General features: G+C 70.4%; 16 protein-coding genes. 5 read left to right on the forward strand and 11 right to left on the reverse strand.

All coding sequences use genetic code 11. From position 1 onward, the window contains the following. The first annotated feature begins 189 nt into the window (after positions 1-189). On the forward strand, positions 190-1,227 hold the full coding sequence (locus R6V09_RS10845) for a LacI family DNA-binding transcriptional regulator (protein WP_317881170.1): 1,038 nt from the start codon (positions 190-192) through the stop codon (positions 1,225-1,227). A gap of 7 nt (positions 1,228-1,234) precedes the next feature. Continuing rightward, the gene (locus tag R6V09_RS10850) at positions 1,235-2,014 is read left to right on the forward strand and encodes a hypothetical protein (RefSeq protein WP_317881155.1); all 780 of its coding nucleotides are present in this window, start codon (positions 1,235-1,237) and stop codon (positions 2,012-2,014) included. On the opposite strand, the gene R6V09_RS10855 is transcribed toward R6V09_RS10850, so the two are convergent. Together R6V09_RS10855 and R6V09_RS10860 are read right to left on the reverse strand one after the other, a co-directional pair. After that, the gene (locus tag R6V09_RS10855) at positions 1,960-4,098 is read right to left on the reverse strand and encodes a serine/threonine-protein kinase (protein WP_442810017.1); all 2,139 of its coding nucleotides are present in this window, start codon (positions 4,096-4,098) and stop codon (positions 1,960-1,962) included. The genes R6V09_RS10850 and R6V09_RS10855 overlap by 55 nt on opposite strands. A 119-nt stretch (positions 4,099-4,217) precedes the next feature. Then, positions 4,218-5,522: a DUF6986 family protein gene (locus R6V09_RS10860; protein ID WP_317881157.1), complete on the reverse strand. Its 1,305-nt coding sequence runs from the start codon at positions 5,520-5,522 to the stop codon at positions 4,218-4,220. Between the two features lie 183 nt (positions 5,523-5,705). On the opposite strand from R6V09_RS10860, the gene R6V09_RS10865 reads away from it, so the two are divergent. Beyond that, complete coding sequence (locus tag R6V09_RS10865; RefSeq protein WP_317881158.1) at positions 5,706-6,599, forward strand: endonuclease/exonuclease/phosphatase family protein; 894 nt, start codon at positions 5,706-5,708, stop codon at positions 6,597-6,599. A gap of 68 nt (positions 6,600-6,667) precedes the next feature. Here the strand turns inward: R6V09_RS10865 and R6V09_RS10870 are convergent, their stop codons facing one another. The 5 genes from R6V09_RS10870 to R6V09_RS10885 all read right to left on the reverse strand — a co-directional run bounded on the left by R6V09_RS10870 (position 6,668) and on the right by R6V09_RS10885 (position 9,867). After that, positions 6,668-7,630: an electron transfer flavoprotein subunit alpha/FixB family protein gene (locus tag R6V09_RS10870; RefSeq protein ID WP_317881159.1), complete on the reverse strand. Its 963-nt coding sequence runs from the start codon at positions 7,628-7,630 to the stop codon at positions 6,668-6,670. Between the two features lie 69 nt (positions 7,631-7,699). Beyond that, positions 7,700-8,491, reverse strand: a complete 792-nt coding sequence (locus R6V09_RS10875; protein WP_317881160.1) for an electron transfer flavoprotein subunit beta/FixA family protein — start codon at positions 8,489-8,491, stop codon at positions 7,700-7,702. A gap of 244 nt (positions 8,492-8,735) precedes the next feature. Further along, complete coding sequence (locus R6V09_RS10880) at positions 8,736-9,245, reverse strand: flavin reductase family protein (protein ID WP_317881161.1); 510 nt, start codon at positions 9,243-9,245, stop codon at positions 8,736-8,738. 44 nt (positions 9,246-9,289) lie between these two features. Further along, positions 9,290-9,370 carry a putative leader peptide gene (locus R6V09_RS54585; RefSeq protein ID WP_374195593.1) on the reverse strand — a complete coding sequence of 27 codons (81 nt, stop codon included), beginning with the start codon at positions 9,368-9,370 and terminating at the stop codon, positions 9,290-9,292. An 83-nt stretch (positions 9,371-9,453) separates the two neighbouring features. After that, entirely contained in the window at positions 9,454-9,867 is a 414-nt protein-coding gene (locus R6V09_RS10885) for a thioredoxin family protein (RefSeq protein ID WP_317881162.1), read from the reverse strand. A 75-nt stretch (positions 9,868-9,942) separates the two neighbouring features. Here R6V09_RS10885 and R6V09_RS10890 point away from each other — a divergent pair, with 75 nt between their 5' ends. Beyond that, positions 9,943-10,359 (forward strand): DUF4395 domain-containing protein, encoded by a 417-nt coding sequence (locus tag R6V09_RS10890; protein ID WP_317881163.1) that lies wholly within the window; start codon positions 9,943-9,945, stop codon positions 10,357-10,359. A gap of 186 nt (positions 10,360-10,545) precedes the next feature. Beyond that, complete coding sequence (locus R6V09_RS10895) at positions 10,546-11,274, forward strand: lysophospholipid acyltransferase family protein (protein WP_317881164.1); 729 nt, start codon at positions 10,546-10,548, stop codon at positions 11,272-11,274. 4 nt (positions 11,275-11,278) lie between these two features. On the opposite strand, the gene R6V09_RS10900 is transcribed toward R6V09_RS10895, so the two are convergent. The 4 genes from R6V09_RS10900 to R6V09_RS10915 all read right to left on the reverse strand — a co-directional run. Then, entirely contained in the window at positions 11,279-11,971 is a 693-nt protein-coding gene (locus R6V09_RS10900) for a B3/B4 domain-containing protein (protein ID WP_317881165.1), read from the reverse strand. A gap of 8 nt (positions 11,972-11,979) precedes the next feature. After that, positions 11,980-12,552: a transglutaminase domain-containing protein gene (locus R6V09_RS10905; RefSeq protein WP_317881166.1), complete on the reverse strand. Its 573-nt coding sequence runs from the start codon at positions 12,550-12,552 to the stop codon at positions 11,980-11,982. 86 nt (positions 12,553-12,638) lie between these two features. After that, on the reverse strand, positions 12,639-13,709 hold the full coding sequence (locus R6V09_RS10910; RefSeq protein ID WP_317881167.1) for a threonine aldolase family protein: 1,071 nt from the start codon (positions 13,707-13,709) through the stop codon (positions 12,639-12,641). Next, positions 13,706-14,331, reverse strand: a 626-nt coding sequence (locus R6V09_RS10915; protein ID WP_317881168.1) for an SDR family NAD(P)-dependent oxidoreductase, incomplete at its 5' end; no start/stop codon positions are given. The genes R6V09_RS10910 and R6V09_RS10915, both read right to left, overlap by 4 nt.

The following is a 14,331-nucleotide window of genomic DNA, read 5'->3' on the forward strand; positions in this document are numbered from 1 at the left end:
CGTCAAACATGAGAACCACCAGAAGGTGAGTTGGGCCGGTCTCGCGGTGGGGGCGCAGGCCGGAGATATCGGTGGACAGTCTCTCTCGCATATGACAACGTTGTCCAGGCTCTATGCTCGACGCCACATCCTCATACAAACCCATGGACCTATGCATCCCCCGTGGACGACAGGACAGGACAGCGCATCGTGCCAGAGACCGCCCGCCGCCCCGAGAACCGCTACGGCAACCGTCCGACCATGAAGGACGTGGCCGCGCGCGCCGGTGTCGGCCTGAAAACGGTGTCGCGAGTGGTCAACGGCGAGCCGGGCGTCACCCCCGACACCGAGCGCCGCGTCCAGGAGGCCATCGACGCCCTCGGCTTCCGCCGCAACGACAGCGCGCGCGTCCTGCGCAAGGGCAGCACGGCAAGCATCGGCCTCGTCCTGGAGGACCTCGCCGACCCGTTCTACGGCCCGCTCAGCCGCGCGGTCGAGGAGGTGGCCCGGGCCCACGGCGCCCTCCTGATCAACGGTTCCAGCGCCGAAGACCCGGACCGCGAGCAGGAGTTGGTGCTCGCGCTGTGCGCCCGGCGGGTGGACGGTCTGGTGGTGATCCCGGCCGGGGACGACCACCGTTATCTGGAGCCGGAGATCAAGGCGGGCGTCGCGACCGTGTTCGTGGACCGTCCGGCCGGACGGATCGACGCCGATGTCGTCCTGTCCGACAGCTACGGCGGCGCGCACGACGGGGTCACCCACCTCATCTCCCACGGCCACCGGCGCATCGGCTTCATCGGTGACATGCCCCGCATCCACACGGCGGCCGAGCGGTTGCGCGGCTACCGGGCCGCCATGGAGGACGCCGGCATAGCGGTCGAGGACGCCTGGATGTCCCTCGGTGTGACCGATCCCGTGCGGGTGCGCCGGGCCGCCGAGGAGATGCTGTCCGGCCCCTCCCCCGTCACCGCGATCTTCGCCGGCAACAACCGCGTGACGGTCACCGTCGTCCGGGTCCTCGCCGAACAGTCCCGGCGGATCGCCCTCGTGGGCTTCGACGACTTCGAACTGGCCGATCTGCTCCAGCCGGGCGTGACCGTCGTCGCCCAGGACGCGGCGGCCCTCGGCCGTACCGCCGCCGAGCGTCTCTTCCGCCAGCTGGACGGCACGCTCATCGCCCCGGAACGCATCGAGTTGCCCACCCGGCTGATCACCCGGGGCTCGGGCGAGCTGCCGCCGACGGACTGAGCGAACCGTGGACGACCGCACGCTGGAGGCTCTGGGGCTGGCCCGGGCGCCGCGCGAGGATCCGCTCACGTACCCGGGCGCATGGCCCACCGAGTCCGGACTCCTCGCCGGAGACCGGCTGTTGCCCCTGGACGACCGCGTCACGTACAAGGACCGCACCCCTGTCCTCGCCATCGGTTCCAACGCCTGTCCCGGTCAACTGCGGCACAAGATGGCGGAGTTCGGGATCGGCTCCCCCGTCCCGATGGTGAAGCTCCGGGTCACCGGTGTCGACGTCGGCGTCTCCGCGCATGTGAGCCGTGTGGGCTATGTTTCCGCGTCGCCGGTCAACTCACCCGGTCTTGTACGGGAGTTGTTCGTGACGTGGTTCGACGCGCGGCAGCTCGCCGTGGTCGACGCGAGTGAAGGGGCTTACGACCGGGCGTGGTTGACCGGGCCGGAGTTCCGTTTCGAGTCGGGCTCCGGGGAGTCGCTGCGGGGCGCGTACGTCTACGTCAACCGGCACGGGGTGCTGCGTGACGGCACGGGGGTGCCGCGCCGGCATCCGGGCGAGCGGGCACTGCTCACCGAACTTCTCGCCACCTCAGCGGAGTTGAGGGACCTGTTCGGGCGGACACCGGAGGAGTTCTGCGCACGGGCGCGCGCGGACCGGGAGTTGTGCGAGCGGGGTACGCGGCTGTTCCGGGAGGCGGGGTTGGTGACGGTGTCCGGTCTGGAGCGCTTCGTACGGCCTCAGCAGACCGGTAGTCCGGGGATCGGCTCGTCGTTGTCCCCGCCCTTGATGTAGACGTCGCTGACATAGACGTTCGTGTTGCCGCTGTCGTCGTCCGTCTTCGCCCACCAGACGTTGGTCCACTGGCCGTAGGTCTCGCGGCGGCCCAGGTTCTGCTGGCAGAAGAAATAGTTGGTACCCGCGCCGAGCACACCCACCTCGGTACCGGACGCGGTGTAGGACTTGGCGCTGCGCCACACCTGGCAGTTGTATTTGCCGCCTCCGATGGACTGGCAGGCGGGGTCAGGGCTGGAGCTGGGACTGGGACTGGCTCCGCCGGTCGTGGGGGCGCTGCCGCCGCCGGCCTCGGACTTGGTCGGGGCGGCACTGGGGTCCTGCCCCGCCGCCGTGCTCTCCCCCTTGCCGGTGTGCTGCCCAGTCGGCGCCTGGGATCCGTCGTCGCGCTGCCCGGTGGGCTCGGGGTCGGCCGAGCGGTGGGCGTCCGTATGTCCGGTGGGCGAGGCGGGGCCGACCACGTCACCGGCCGGGGGCGAGTCGGGCCCCGACGTGACCGAGGTGTCGCCGGAGTTGACCATGTGGGCGCCCACGACTCCGGCGCCGGCGAGGACGACGGCCGCGATGGCGGCGGCTGTCACGACGCGTGCCTTGCGGCGGGGTGCGTTCGGTCGGGCCATGGGACCGGTCTGGTGGGTTACAGGGGCGAGGGGCGGACCGAAGCCCTGGGGCACGGAGGTGGGAGGGGGCGCGGACGCGGAGGAGAGGGCGTCGGAGGCAAGTCGCCCCGAAGGACCGGGGTCCTGCCCACCCGGTCCGGGCGGGCCGGCCGCACCCGGTCCGTATGCCGTTGCTTCAAGTCGCCCTGGCGACCCGGGTATTGGCTCTCCCGATCCGGACCGCCCCGAGGTGGCGGCCACCACTTCCCCCGGTCCCGCTACCGCGTTCTCCGGTCCCGCCTCCTCGGGCGTATCGCCGGTTGCCGATCCGCCGACGCCAAAGACTTGCCCGGCCGGCGCCGCGTTCTCCATGCCTCCGAGCCCCTGCCCGGCCGGCGCCTGGGCCCCCGCCGACCCGAGTCCCTGCCCGGTCTCCTCCGGCTCAACGGCACCCGCTCCCGCAGCTCCGGTACCGGCCGGCGCCGCCCCCGAAGCCCCAAGCCCCGTCCCCCGGGCCTCCGTTGGCCCTTTCTCCTCCGAAGTCCCGGCTCCCGCACTCCCCTTCGGCTCCACCGCTCCGAAGCTCCCCGGCAGCGCGGGAGCCCCGCCTCCGCCGGTCGCCCGCAACGTGGTCGTCGGTGCGTCCGCCTCCGGCGCTCCCGCCACCGCTTCCAGCAGCTTCCGCGCCCGGTCGGCGTCGGGGCGGGACTCGGGGCGTTTGTCCAGCAGTTGGCGCAGGACGGGGGTGAGCGGACCGGCGCGGTGGGGTTCCGGCAGGGGCTCGTCGACGATCGCCGTGAGGGTGGAGTACGTCGAGGTGCGGCGGAACGGTGAGGCGCCCTCGACAGCCGCGTACAGCGTGGCGCCCAGGGCCCAGACGTCGGAGGCCGGGCCGGGGTCCGCGCCCTGCGCGCGCTCGGGGGCCAAGTAGTCCAGGGAGCCGATGAGTTCGCCGCTGCGCGTGAGGTGCGTGGCGGAACCGTCGCCCGGGTCGTCCATGGTCGCTATGCCGAAGTCCGTGAGGACGACCCGGCCCGAACGCTCCAGCAGGATGTTCCCGGGCTTCACATCGCGGTGCAGCACACCGGCGGCGTGGGCGGCGGCCAGCGCCTCCATCACCTTCGCGCCGATCCCGGCCGCCTCGCGCGGGTCGACGGGGCCGCGCTCCCCCAGCACGTCGTCCAGGGAGGGACCGTCGATCAACTCCATGACGATCAGCGGGCGTCCGTCGACCTCCGCGATGTCGTGCACGGCGACGACACCAGGATGGCGGACCCGCGCCGCCGCCCGCGCCTCGCGCTGCATCCGCAGCCGCAGATCGGCGAGCTCGGGCGCGTAGTCGTCGGTGAAGGTACGCAGTTCCTTGACCGCGACCTCACGGCCGAGGACCTCGTCGACGGCGCGCCAGACCACGCCCATGCCGCCGCGCCCGAGCCGGGCCACGACGCGATAGCGTCCGGCCAGCAGTCGGCCGACTCCGTCCACGCGTCCGCTCTCCCCCGAAGACACCGTCGCTCCGTTCCTGTGGCACATCCATGAACGCCGTACAGCCTACGGGGCGGCAGTGACAACAGAAGCCGGCGTCAACAGCTGTGACAGGCCCGCTACTTGGCGGACGCCGTCAGGTCGCCCCGGCGGGGCGCGGCGAAGCCCTCCAGGTCCGTCCGGGTCAGCCCGGTCGCGCCGGCCACCTCCGCGATGTCGAGCGCGCCGCAGTCCAGGCCGCGCAGCAGGTAGCCGCTGAGGGCCTTGGCGGTCGCGGGCTCGTCCATGACGTCGCCGCCGGCCCGGTTGGCGTAGCGGGCGAGGCGGGCGGCGGCCTGTTCGAAGCCCTCGCGGTAGAAGGCGAAGACGGCCGCGTAGCGGGTGGGGATGTGGCCGGGGTGCATGTCCCAGCCCTGGTAGTACGCGCGGGACAGCGCCCGCCGGGTGAGGCCGTAGTGCAGCCGCCAGGCGTCGTGGACCTGGGCGGTCGGACCGACCGGCAGCACATTGGTCGAACCGTCCGAGACGCGTACGCCCGTCCCCGCCGCCGCTACCTGCATGACGGCCTTCGCGTGGTCGGCGGCGGGATGGTCGCTGGCCTGGTAGGCGGCGGAGACACCGAGGCAGGCGCTGTAGTCGAAGGTGCCGTAGTGCAGGCCGGTGGCGCGGCCCTCGGCGGCCTGGATCATGCGGGCGACCGTGGCGGTCCCGTCCGTGGCCAGGATGGACTGGCTGGTCTCGATCTGGATCTCGAAGCCGATCCGTCCGGCGTCGAGCCCGTGCGCCTTCTCGAAGGCCTCCAGGAGGCGCACCATCGCGGTGACCTGCTCGGCGTAGGTGACCTTGGGCAGGGTCAGGACCAGCCCCTCGGGCAGTCCGCCGGCCGCCATCAGTCCGGTCAGGAAGATGTCGAGGGTGCGGATGCCCCGGTCGCGCACCGGCGCCTCCATGCACTTCATGCGGATGCCCATGTACGGCGCCGCGGTGCCCTTCTGGTACGCCTCGGCGATCAGCCGGGCCGCGCGGGCGGCGGTCTCGTCCTCCTCGGCGTCGGGGCGGGGGCCGTAGCCGTCCTCGAAGTCGACGCGCAGGTCCTCGACGGGCTCGCGCTCCAACTTGGCCCGCACGCGCGCGTGGACGGGCTCGGCGAGTTCGTCGGAGAGGCCGAGGACGGCGGCGAAGGAGGCGGCGTCGGGGGCGTGTTCGTCGAGGGCGGCGAGAGCGCGGTCGCCCCAGGTGCGGATCGTGTCGGCGGCGAAGACGTCACCGGGGACGTAGACCGTGTGAACGGGCTGGCGGGTGCCTGGGTCACCGGGGTAGCGGCGCTCCAGTTCGGCGTCGACCGGTGCCAGGGAGGCGCTGATCTCCTCGCCGACCGCGCCTGCGAGGCTCGTCGCCACCTTCTCCTGCTCGCCCTGACCCATCCCACAGCCTCCAGTTTTCCGCTCTACGGAATCAACAATCCGTAGAACGAAGTTATCCGTGGATCTTCCCGCCGGTCAACACCCTGTCCACGGCGTGAACCCACCGCGTTCACTCCCACCCCGAGGCCCTCTTCCGCCCGGCGCCCCACCCCTTCATCCTGACTCGCAAGGGGAGGGATGCACATGTCGACTGCCTGGACGGTGACCCGTCGCGCGGGGCTGACCACGCTGGTGGCAGCCGCCATCGCCGTGCCACTGATCGGAACCGTACGCGCCGACGCCGTCCGGCACGAGACCCGACTGCTGGACGTCATGACGTACAACCTGCGTTTCGCGAGCAGCACGGAACCCAACAGCTGGAAGGTCCGCCGCCCGGTGATGCGCGACCTGCTGCTCCGCGCGGCCCCCGACATCATCGGCACCCAGGAGGGCCTCTACGGGCAGCTCCAGGACATCAAGCAGGACCTCGCGCCGCACTACGACTGGATCGGCGGCGGTCGCAAGGGCGGCAGCCACGACGAGGAGACGGCGATCTTCTACGACACGCGCCGGCTCGCCCCCGTCGAGTACGACCAGTTCTGGCTCTCCGACACGCCCAACGTGATCGGGTCGAACACCTGGGGCGGCGCCCACCCGCGCATCGCCACCTGGATCCGCTTCCGCGACCTCGGGGACGACGGACGGCAGTTCTACGTCCTCAACACCCACCTGGACAACGCGAGTCAGTACGCGCGCGAGCGTGCCGCCTCACTCATCGCCGAACGCCTCGCCCGCCTCGACCACTCCCTGCCGATTCTGGTGACCGGCGACTTCAACACCGCCGCGTACACCACCTCGGTCTACGACACGATGCTGGGCGCCGGCCTCAGGGACACCTGGGACGCGGCGGCCGGGCGCGGGCAGCTGTACGGCACCTTCCACGGCTATCGCGCGCTCGTCCCGGGCGGGAACCGCATCGACTGGATCCTGGTCACCGAGGGAGTCACCGTGCGCCGTACGGTCATCGACACGTTCTCCGAGAACAGCCAGTTCCCGAGCGACCATCTGCCCGTGCAGTCCACGATCAGCCTGGGCTGAGCGGCCCGGGACACGCCGAGGCCCCCACGACCGCGCGGGTCGCAGGGGCCACGTGACTCTTCCGGAGATCAGCCCTTGCGGGAGTTGACCTCTTCGGTGAGCTGCGGGACGACGTCGAAGAGGTCGCCGACCACGCCGTAGTCGACGAGGTCGAAGATCGGGGCCTCGGCGTCCTTGTTGACGGCCACGATCGTCTTCGAGGTCTGCATGCCGGCGCGGTGCTGGATCGCGCCGGAGATGCCGTTGGCGATGTAGAGCTGCGGGGAGACGCTCTTGCCGGTCTGGCCGACCTGGTTGGAGTGCGGGTACCAGCCGGCGTCGACGGCGGCACGCGAGGCGCCGACGGCCGCACCGAGGGAGTCGGCGAGGGCCTCGATGATCGCGAAGTTCTCCGAGCCGTTCACACCACGGCCGCCGGAGACCACGATCGCGGCCTCGGTCAGCTCCGGGCGGCCGGTCGACTCGCGCGGGGTGCGCGCGGTGACCTTGGTGCCGGTGGCCTTGTCCGAGAAGGTGACCGCGAGGGCCTCGACCGTACCGGCGGCCGGGGCGGCCTCCACGGCGGCGCTGTTGGGCTTCACGGTGATGACCGGGGTGCCCTTGGAGACACGGGTCTTGGTGGTGAAGGAGGCGGCGAACACCGACTGCGTCGCCACGGGGCCCTCGTCACCGGCCTCCAGGTCGGTGGCGTCGGTGATGATGCCGGAGCCGATGCGCACCGCGAGGCGGGCGGCGATCTCCTTGCCCTCGGCGGAGGACGGCACCAGGACGGCGGCCGGGGAGACGGCGTCGTAGGCGGCCTGGAGGGCGTCCACCTTCGGTACGACGAGGTAGTCGGCGTACTCGGCGGCGTCGTGCGTGAGCACCTTCACCGCGCCGTGCTCGGCGAGCGCGGCGGCGGTGTTCTCGGCACCGGGGCCGAGGGCGACCGCGACGGGCTCGCCGATACGGCGGGCCAGCGTCAGCAGCTCCAGGGTGGGCTTGCGGACGGCGCCGTCCACGTGGTCGACGTAGACGAGAACTTCAGCCATGGGAATGGTCTCCTGCGTGCTTGCGAAGTCTGAGGGGAGGTAAGCGAGTTGGGCCGTGACCCTTGGGCCTTAGATAAACTTCTGGCCCGCGAGGAACTCGGCGAGCTGCTTGCCGCCCTCGCCCTCGTCCTTGACGATCGTGCCGGCGGTGCGCGCGGGGCGCTGGGCCGCGGAGTCGACGGCGGTCCAGGCGCCTTCGAGGCCGACCTCGTCGGTGTCGATCTCCAGGTCGGAGAGGTCCCAGGCCTGAACCGGCTTCTTCTTGGCGGCCATGATGCCCTTGAAGGAGGGGTAACGCGCCTCGCCCGACTGGTCGGTGACCGACACGACGGCCGGCAGGGAGGCCTCCAGCTGCTCGCTGGCGGTGTCGCCGTCCCGGCGGCCCTTGACGACGCCGTCCGCGACGGAGACCTCGGAGAGCAGCGTGACCTGCGGGACGCCCAGGCGCTCGGCCAGCAGGGCGGGGATCACACCGGCGGTGCCGTCGGTGGAGGCCATGCCGGAGACGACCAGGTCGAAGCCGGCCTTCTCGATCGCCTTGGCCAGCACCAGGGAGGTGCCGATGACGTCGGTGCCGTGCAGATCGTCGTCCTCGACGTGGATCGCCTTGTCGGCACCCATGGACAGCGCCTTGCGCAGGGCGTCCTTGGCGTCCTCCGGACCCACGGTCAGGACGGTGATCGACACATCGTCGTCGTCCGAGTTCTCGGAGATCTGCAGCGCCTGCTCGACCGCGTACTCGTCGAGCTCGGAGAGCAGACCGTCCACGTCGTCCCGGTCGACGGTCAGGTCATCGGCGAAGTGCCGGTCGCCAGTGGCGTCGGGCACGTACTTCACAGTGACAACGATCCTCAAGCTCACGCCGGCTCTCCTACTGCATCGTCATTTTTCGGCTGCCTACTTCCAGGCAGCATAGGCGCCTTGAACGGCCGTTCCCGGTGGGGGCGACCGGTGCTCCGAGCGAAATATTACTCGCCAGTACGCACCACTACGGTCCCCCAAGGGGTGCCCGCTAAGCAAGCGCTTTGAACTGTGACCTGTGCAACGCAGCGTAATCGGAACTCGACACTTCCGCAGGGTGGCCCGTCACCCACCGGGAGTGGTCTCAGTCACGCAGCCCGTTGAAGCGCCCCTGGTGGTAGAGGAGCGGGCGGCCGGAGCCGGCAGGGTCGCCGAGGACGACCTCGGCCAGGACGATGCGGTGATCCCCTGCGGGCACGCGCGCGACGACCCTGCACACCAGCCACGCGAGCACCCCGTCGAGGACCGGCACACCCTCGGGACCCTCGCGCCAGGCAGTCGGCGCCCCGAACCGGTCGGCGCCGCTGCGGGCGAAGGTGGCGGCCAACTGCTCCTGGTGCTCGCCGAGTATGTGCACGCCGACATGGTCGGCCCCGGATATCGCGGGCCAGCTGGACGCACCGGTGCTGATTCCGAAGGACAGCATCGGGGGCTGCGCGGAGACGGAGCTGAGCGAGGTGGCGGTGAAGCCGACCGGACCGGTCTCACCGCGCGCGGTGATCACCGCCACACCGGCCGCGTGCTGCCGGAAGACGGAACGCAGCAGGTCGGGAGAGGCGAGCCGAGAGGTGCCGAGATCGGGCGTGGCCGTCATGGGACTGTCCTTCTTGGGGAGGCGACGAGCGGGACCGTGGCTGCTCAACAGCCCGGACAGCACGCGCTCGCGGTGCGTGCGAGGTCGACGTGCACCCGCCCGAAAAGAAGGAGTTCCGAAGGCATACAGTCAGGCTGACGATAGGTGGTGTGCGCAGTCAAGTACGTTCCGGCATATGGGAGATGACTCACCGCTTCCGCCCGAACCGTCAAACCGCCTCCCCCAGAGCCGCGATGACATCCGCCTTGCGGGGGAGACCGGTGGCGCGCCGCACGACCCGCCCGTCCGCGTCGAGCACCAGCACGGTGGGGGTCTTCAGGATGTCGAGTTCCCGTACGAGGTCCAGATGGGCCTCCGCGTCGATCTCGATGTGACGCACACCGGGGACCATGCCGGCCACCTCGCCCAGCACCCGGCGCGTGGCCCGGCAGGGCGCGCAGAAGGCGCTGGAGAACTGCACCAGGGTGGCCTTCTCACCGAGGTCGCCGCCCAACTCGGCGGCTTCGAGCCGTTTTCCGCCGTCGCGCCCACGCACCCGTACCCTCCCGCTCCGCCGCCGATGCAGCACTCCGTAGGCGCTCGCCGCCGCGAGCACCGCCACGCACACCACGAGTCCGGTCATCCACTGCTCCAGCGTTCACGAGACTGCAAAGATTCCCAGCACTACGAATCGTTTCTGCTGCGGAATCCTAGGTTCATGGACATCGACGTGAGAGGGCCGCGCTTCGGGGCGGCCCTGACGACCGTGGTGCTGGCGGTCGTGCTGGTCACCGGCAGCTTCTGGCTGCTGGCCTGGCAGACCCTGGCGTTCGCGCTGGGCGCGGCGGGCGGCGTGGGCCGTTCGCCGTACGGCTGGCTGTTCCGGAAGGCCGTACGGCCCCGGATCGGGCCGCCGACCGAGTTCGAGGCACCGGAGCCGCCGCGGTTCGCGCAGACGGTCGGGCTGGTCTTCGCCGGGGTGGGACTGGTCGGTTTCGGCCTGGGTCCGAACTGGCTGGGACTCGCGGCGACCGGGGCCGCGCTCGCCGCCGCGTTCCTCAATGCCGCGTTCGGGTACTGCCTGGGGTGCGAGATGTACCTGCTCGTACGCCGGGTGACGGTTCGCGCAGAGTAAAGGAAATTTAAAAGTCCGAGGTGGATCAAGGGATGGACGTGACGAGGATCTCGCCGTTCTACGGCACGAGGACTGGCCAGTCGTTCGTTCTTGGGGCACGATCTGCGCAATGCCGTAAACCTACGGCTGCGTAACTTTCCCGCCCGGAGAACCCCTTCCAGGCAGAGAGAAGGGTCCACCCCGTCCATGGCTGAGCTTGTCTACCGTCCCGTCGTCGGTCTCGCCCAAACGTTGTTCAAGGTCTGGGACCTCAAGATCGACCTCAAGGGATCGGAGAACATTCCGCGCTCGGGCGGCGCTGTGCTGGTCAGCAACCACATCAGCTATCTGGACTTCATCTTCGACGGCCTGGCCGCCCTGCCGCAGAAGCGCCTGGTGCGCTTCATGGCGAAGGAGTCGGTGTTCCGGCACAAGATCTCCGGTCCGCTGATGCGCGGCATGAAGCACATCCCGGTGGACCGCAAGCAGGGCGAGACCGCCTACCAGCACGCGCTGGAGTCGCTGCGGTCCGGTGAGATCGTCGGCGTCTTCCCCGAGGCGACGATCTCGCAGTCCTTCACCCTGAAGAGCTTCAAGTCCGGTGCCGCGCGCATGGCCCAGGAGGCCGGCGTCCCGCTGATCCCGATGGCCCTGTGGGGCACCCAGCGCCTGTGGACCAAGGGCCACCCGAAGAACTTCAAGCGCAGCCACACCCCGATCACCATCCGGGTCGGCGAGCCGGTGGAGGCCCCCCAGGACCAGTACGCGGGCGCGATCACCCGCCGACTGCGCGAGCGCGTCCAGGAGCTGCTTGAGGCCGCCCAGCGCGCCTATCCGGTACGTCCCAAGGGCCCGGACGACACCTGGTGGATGCCGGCCCACCTCGGCGGCACCGCACCCACCGCCGAAGAGGTCAAGGCCGCCGAGGCTCGCTGAACCGTCATGCCGGGGCGTGGACCGTGATCCCCGCCCCGGGGCTGAACTTCTCCAGCAGTTCGGCGAGTTCGGCGCCCGCTCGCTCGACCTCGGTGACGGGCATCGGCGCCAGACTCTCCAACAGGAAGACAGCGGACGTCGATTCCTCCGTGAGCCTGGTGCGCGGCCCCTGTCGCCAGTTCCAGCGGCGGCAGGTGACACCGGCCGCGTCGCGCCACACCACTTCGCCCGCGTCGGGGTGTTCGACGGCCTCCTCGCCGCCCGCGACGGTCACGAACTCCTCGTCCCCGGTGGCCCGTTCGAGCGTCATGCCGCCCTGGATGCGGTCGGTGTCCTCACCGCCCACGGGGATCAAGTACGCGACGCTGATGGCGTTGTAGAGGTCGACCAGCACGTTGATGCGGGGCAGTCCGGCGTCCGTGAGCGCCCTTTTCGCCAGCGCCTCCGCCGAGTTGCGGGTCCGCGACGGCTTCGACCCGAACGCCGTGTACACCTCGCGCCAGGCCGCCATGTGCGGGTCCTCGTGCGGAGCGCGCCCGTCGAGTCGTACGGCCAGCCGGCGGGTCGCGTCGTCGAGGAGGGCCGAACTCGCTTCGGTGCTCGGCCCGTTGACCAGTCCGTGGGCCTCGATCGCGACATGCGTGAAACCGGGTGCGAGGGCGCGGACTTCGTCGGACACGGTCAGGGTGAGCGTCATGAGGTGCCTCAGAGTGCGGTCGGGAGCGTCTGCCACAGGTGCGGCCGGTCGGGGGCGGCCTTGAGGGCGCTCAGTACGACCGGGTGTGGTTCAGCGTACAGGACCGGGTAGTCCAGCTCATTGAACTCGGGATCGGGTACGAAGGCCAGCCGCTCGCCGTCGAGGGAGAACTGCGCGTCCACGCCCGGCTTGTTGCCACGCGGATCCTGCCGGTGCCACGCCCCGTTGAACCGCACCGCGACCAACCCGTGCACCACGTCGAACTTTTGGTAGCAGAACGCCGTGGGAATGTCCTCGGCCCGCAGCAGCGCGGCCAGCGCGTGCGCCTTGGCGTAGCAGATGCCGGTGCCCTGCTCCAGGACGTCGGAGGCCCGCCAGGTGACGCGCGGGTCACCGGAGTCCTGCGAGTGCGGAATGGTGTCCCGCACGAACTCGAACGCCAGCCGTGCATAGCCATACGAATCCGCGGCACTCTTGGCCAGTCGTGCGGCGGTCTCGCGCACGAGGGGATGGCCGTGATCGATGGCCTCGTCGGCGGCCAAATAGGCGGACAGGTCGGGGGTGTTCTGGATCAGCTCCATGGCTGGAGAGCATAGGAAAGCGATCACCCGAGAGTCAATTACTTTTCAGGTGACCGCATACCTATGCAGCAAAACCTGAGCGTCGGCTACCGCGCCATCTCCTCCTTGAGCGCCGCCACGAACGCGTCCACGTCGTCCTCTGTCGTGTCGAAGCCGCACATCCAGCGGACGTCACCGGCGGCCTCGTCCCAGAAGTAGAAGCGGAACCGCTGCTGCAGGCGCACGCTCACGTCGTGCGGGAGGCGGGCGAAGACGCCGTTGGCCTGCACGGGGTAGAGGATCTCCACGCCATGCACCGCCCGCACGCCTTCGGCGAGGCGCTGGGCCATCTCGTTGGCGTGGCGGGCGTTGCGCAGCCACAGGTCCTTGGCGAGCAGCGCCTCCAACTGCACTGAAACGAAGCGCATCTTGGAGGCGAGCTGCATGGACAGCTTGCGCAGGTGCTTCATGTGGCTGACAGCGTCCTGGTTGATGACGACGACCGCCTCACCGAAGATCGCGCCGTTCTTCGTCCCGCCCAGGGAGAGGATGTCGACGCCGACCGCGTTGGTGAACGTCCGCATGGGGACGTCCAGGGAGGCCGCCGCATTGGCTATCCGGGAGCCGTCGAGGTGGACCTTCATGCCGCGCGCGTGGGCGTGGTCGCAGATCGCACGGATCTCGTCGGGCGTGTAGAGGGTGCCGAGTTCGGTGCTCTGGGTGATCGAGACGACCTGCGGCATCGCGCGGTGCTCGTCGTCCCAGCCGTAGGCCTGCTTGTCGATCAGTTCGGGCGTGAGCTTGCCGTCCGGGGTGGGCACCGTGAGCAGCTTCAGCCCGCCCATGCGTTCGGGGGCGCCGCCCTCGTCGACGTTGATGTGGGCGCTCTCGGCGCAGATCACCGCGCCCCAGCGGTCGGTGACCGCCTGGAGTGCGACGACGTTGGCGCCGGTGCCGTTGAAGACCGGGAAGGCCTCAGCCGTGGCGCCGAAGTGGCTGCGGATGATGCCCTGGAGGTTCTCGGTGTAGTCGTCCTCGCCGTAGGCGACCTGGTGGCCGCCGTTGGCGAGGGCGAGGGCGGCCAGCACCTCGGGGTGGGCGCCGGCGTAGTTGTCACTGGCGAAGCCGCGGATCTCCGGGTCGTGGTGGCGCCGTGCGTCGGTCTTCGGAGGGTTCACGGCTTCTCGGTCAGCCACAGACGGTTTCCGTTCACTTCGGTGGCGGGCTTGTCCCAGACGCCGGCGATGGCCTCGGCGAGGTCCTTGACGTCGGTGAAGCCCGCGAACTTCGCGCCCGGGCGTTCGGCGCGCATCGCGTCGTGCACCAGCGCCTTCACCACCATGACGGCGGCGGCGGAGGTGAGACCGTCCTCGCCGGCGCCCTTGCGGTAGCCGTCGGCCATCGCGAGGGTCCAGGCCTCGGCGGCGGCCTTGGAGGCGGAGTACGCCGCGTTGCCCGCCGTGGGCTTGCTGGCGCCGGCCGCGCTGATCAGCAGGTAACGGCCGCGGTCGCTGCGCTCCAGGCCGTCGTAGAAGGCCAGGGAGGTGTGCTGGACGGTGCGGATGAGCAGCTTCTCCAGGAGGTCCCAGTCGGCGAGGTCGGTCTCGGTGAACGACGCGCTGCCGCGCCAGCCGCCGACAAGGTGGACCAGGCCGTCGATGCGGCCGAAGTCCTTCTCGATGTGCGCGGCCCAGTCGCGGGTCGCCTGCGGGTCGAGCAGGTCGACGGTGTCTCCTACGACGGTGGCGCCGCCGTGCGCGTAGCGAGCCGCGTCCACGGCCTCCGCCAGGCGTTCGGGAT

Origin of the sequence: Streptomyces sp. W16, assembly GCF_033194735.1 — a bacterium.
Classification (GTDB): domain Bacteria; phylum Actinomycetota; class Actinomycetes; order Streptomycetales; family Streptomycetaceae; genus Streptomyces.

Bases quoted from the DNA above. Each gene is read 5' to 3' on its own strand.
- R6V09_RS10905 (WP_317881166.1), bottom strand. From the start codon at position 12,552: ATGGAGCTGATCCAGAACACCCCCGACCTGTCCGCCTATTTGGCCGCC.
- R6V09_RS10865 (WP_317881158.1), top strand. From the start codon at position 5,706: ATGTCGACTGCCTGGACGGTGACCCGTCGCGCGGGGCTGACCACGCTG.
- R6V09_RS10860 (WP_317881157.1), bottom strand. From the start codon at position 5,522: ATGGGTCAGGGCGAGCAGGAGAAGGTGGCGACGAGCCTCGCAGGCGCG.
- R6V09_RS10885 (WP_317881162.1), bottom strand. From the start codon at position 9,867: ATGACCGGACTCGTGGTGTGCGTGGCGGTGCTCGCGGCGGCGAGCGCC.
- R6V09_RS10870 (WP_317881159.1), bottom strand. From the start codon at position 7,630: ATGGCTGAAGTTCTCGTCTACGTCGACCACGTGGACGGCGCCGTCCGC.
- R6V09_RS10880 (WP_317881161.1), bottom strand. From the start codon at position 9,245: ATGACGGCCACGCCCGATCTCGGCACCTCTCGGCTCGCCTCTCCCGAC.
- R6V09_RS10900 (WP_317881165.1), bottom strand. From the start codon at position 11,971: ATGACGCTCACCCTGACCGTGTCCGACGAAGTCCGCGCCCTCGCACCC.
- R6V09_RS10890 (WP_317881163.1), top strand. From the start codon at position 9,943: ATGGACATCGACGTGAGAGGGCCGCGCTTCGGGGCGGCCCTGACGACC.
- R6V09_RS10895 (WP_317881164.1), top strand. From the start codon at position 10,546: ATGGCTGAGCTTGTCTACCGTCCCGTCGTCGGTCTCGCCCAAACGTTG.
- R6V09_RS54585 (WP_374195593.1), bottom strand. From the start codon at position 9,370: ATGCCTTCGGAACTCCTTCTTTTCGGGCGGGTGCACGTCGACCTCGCA.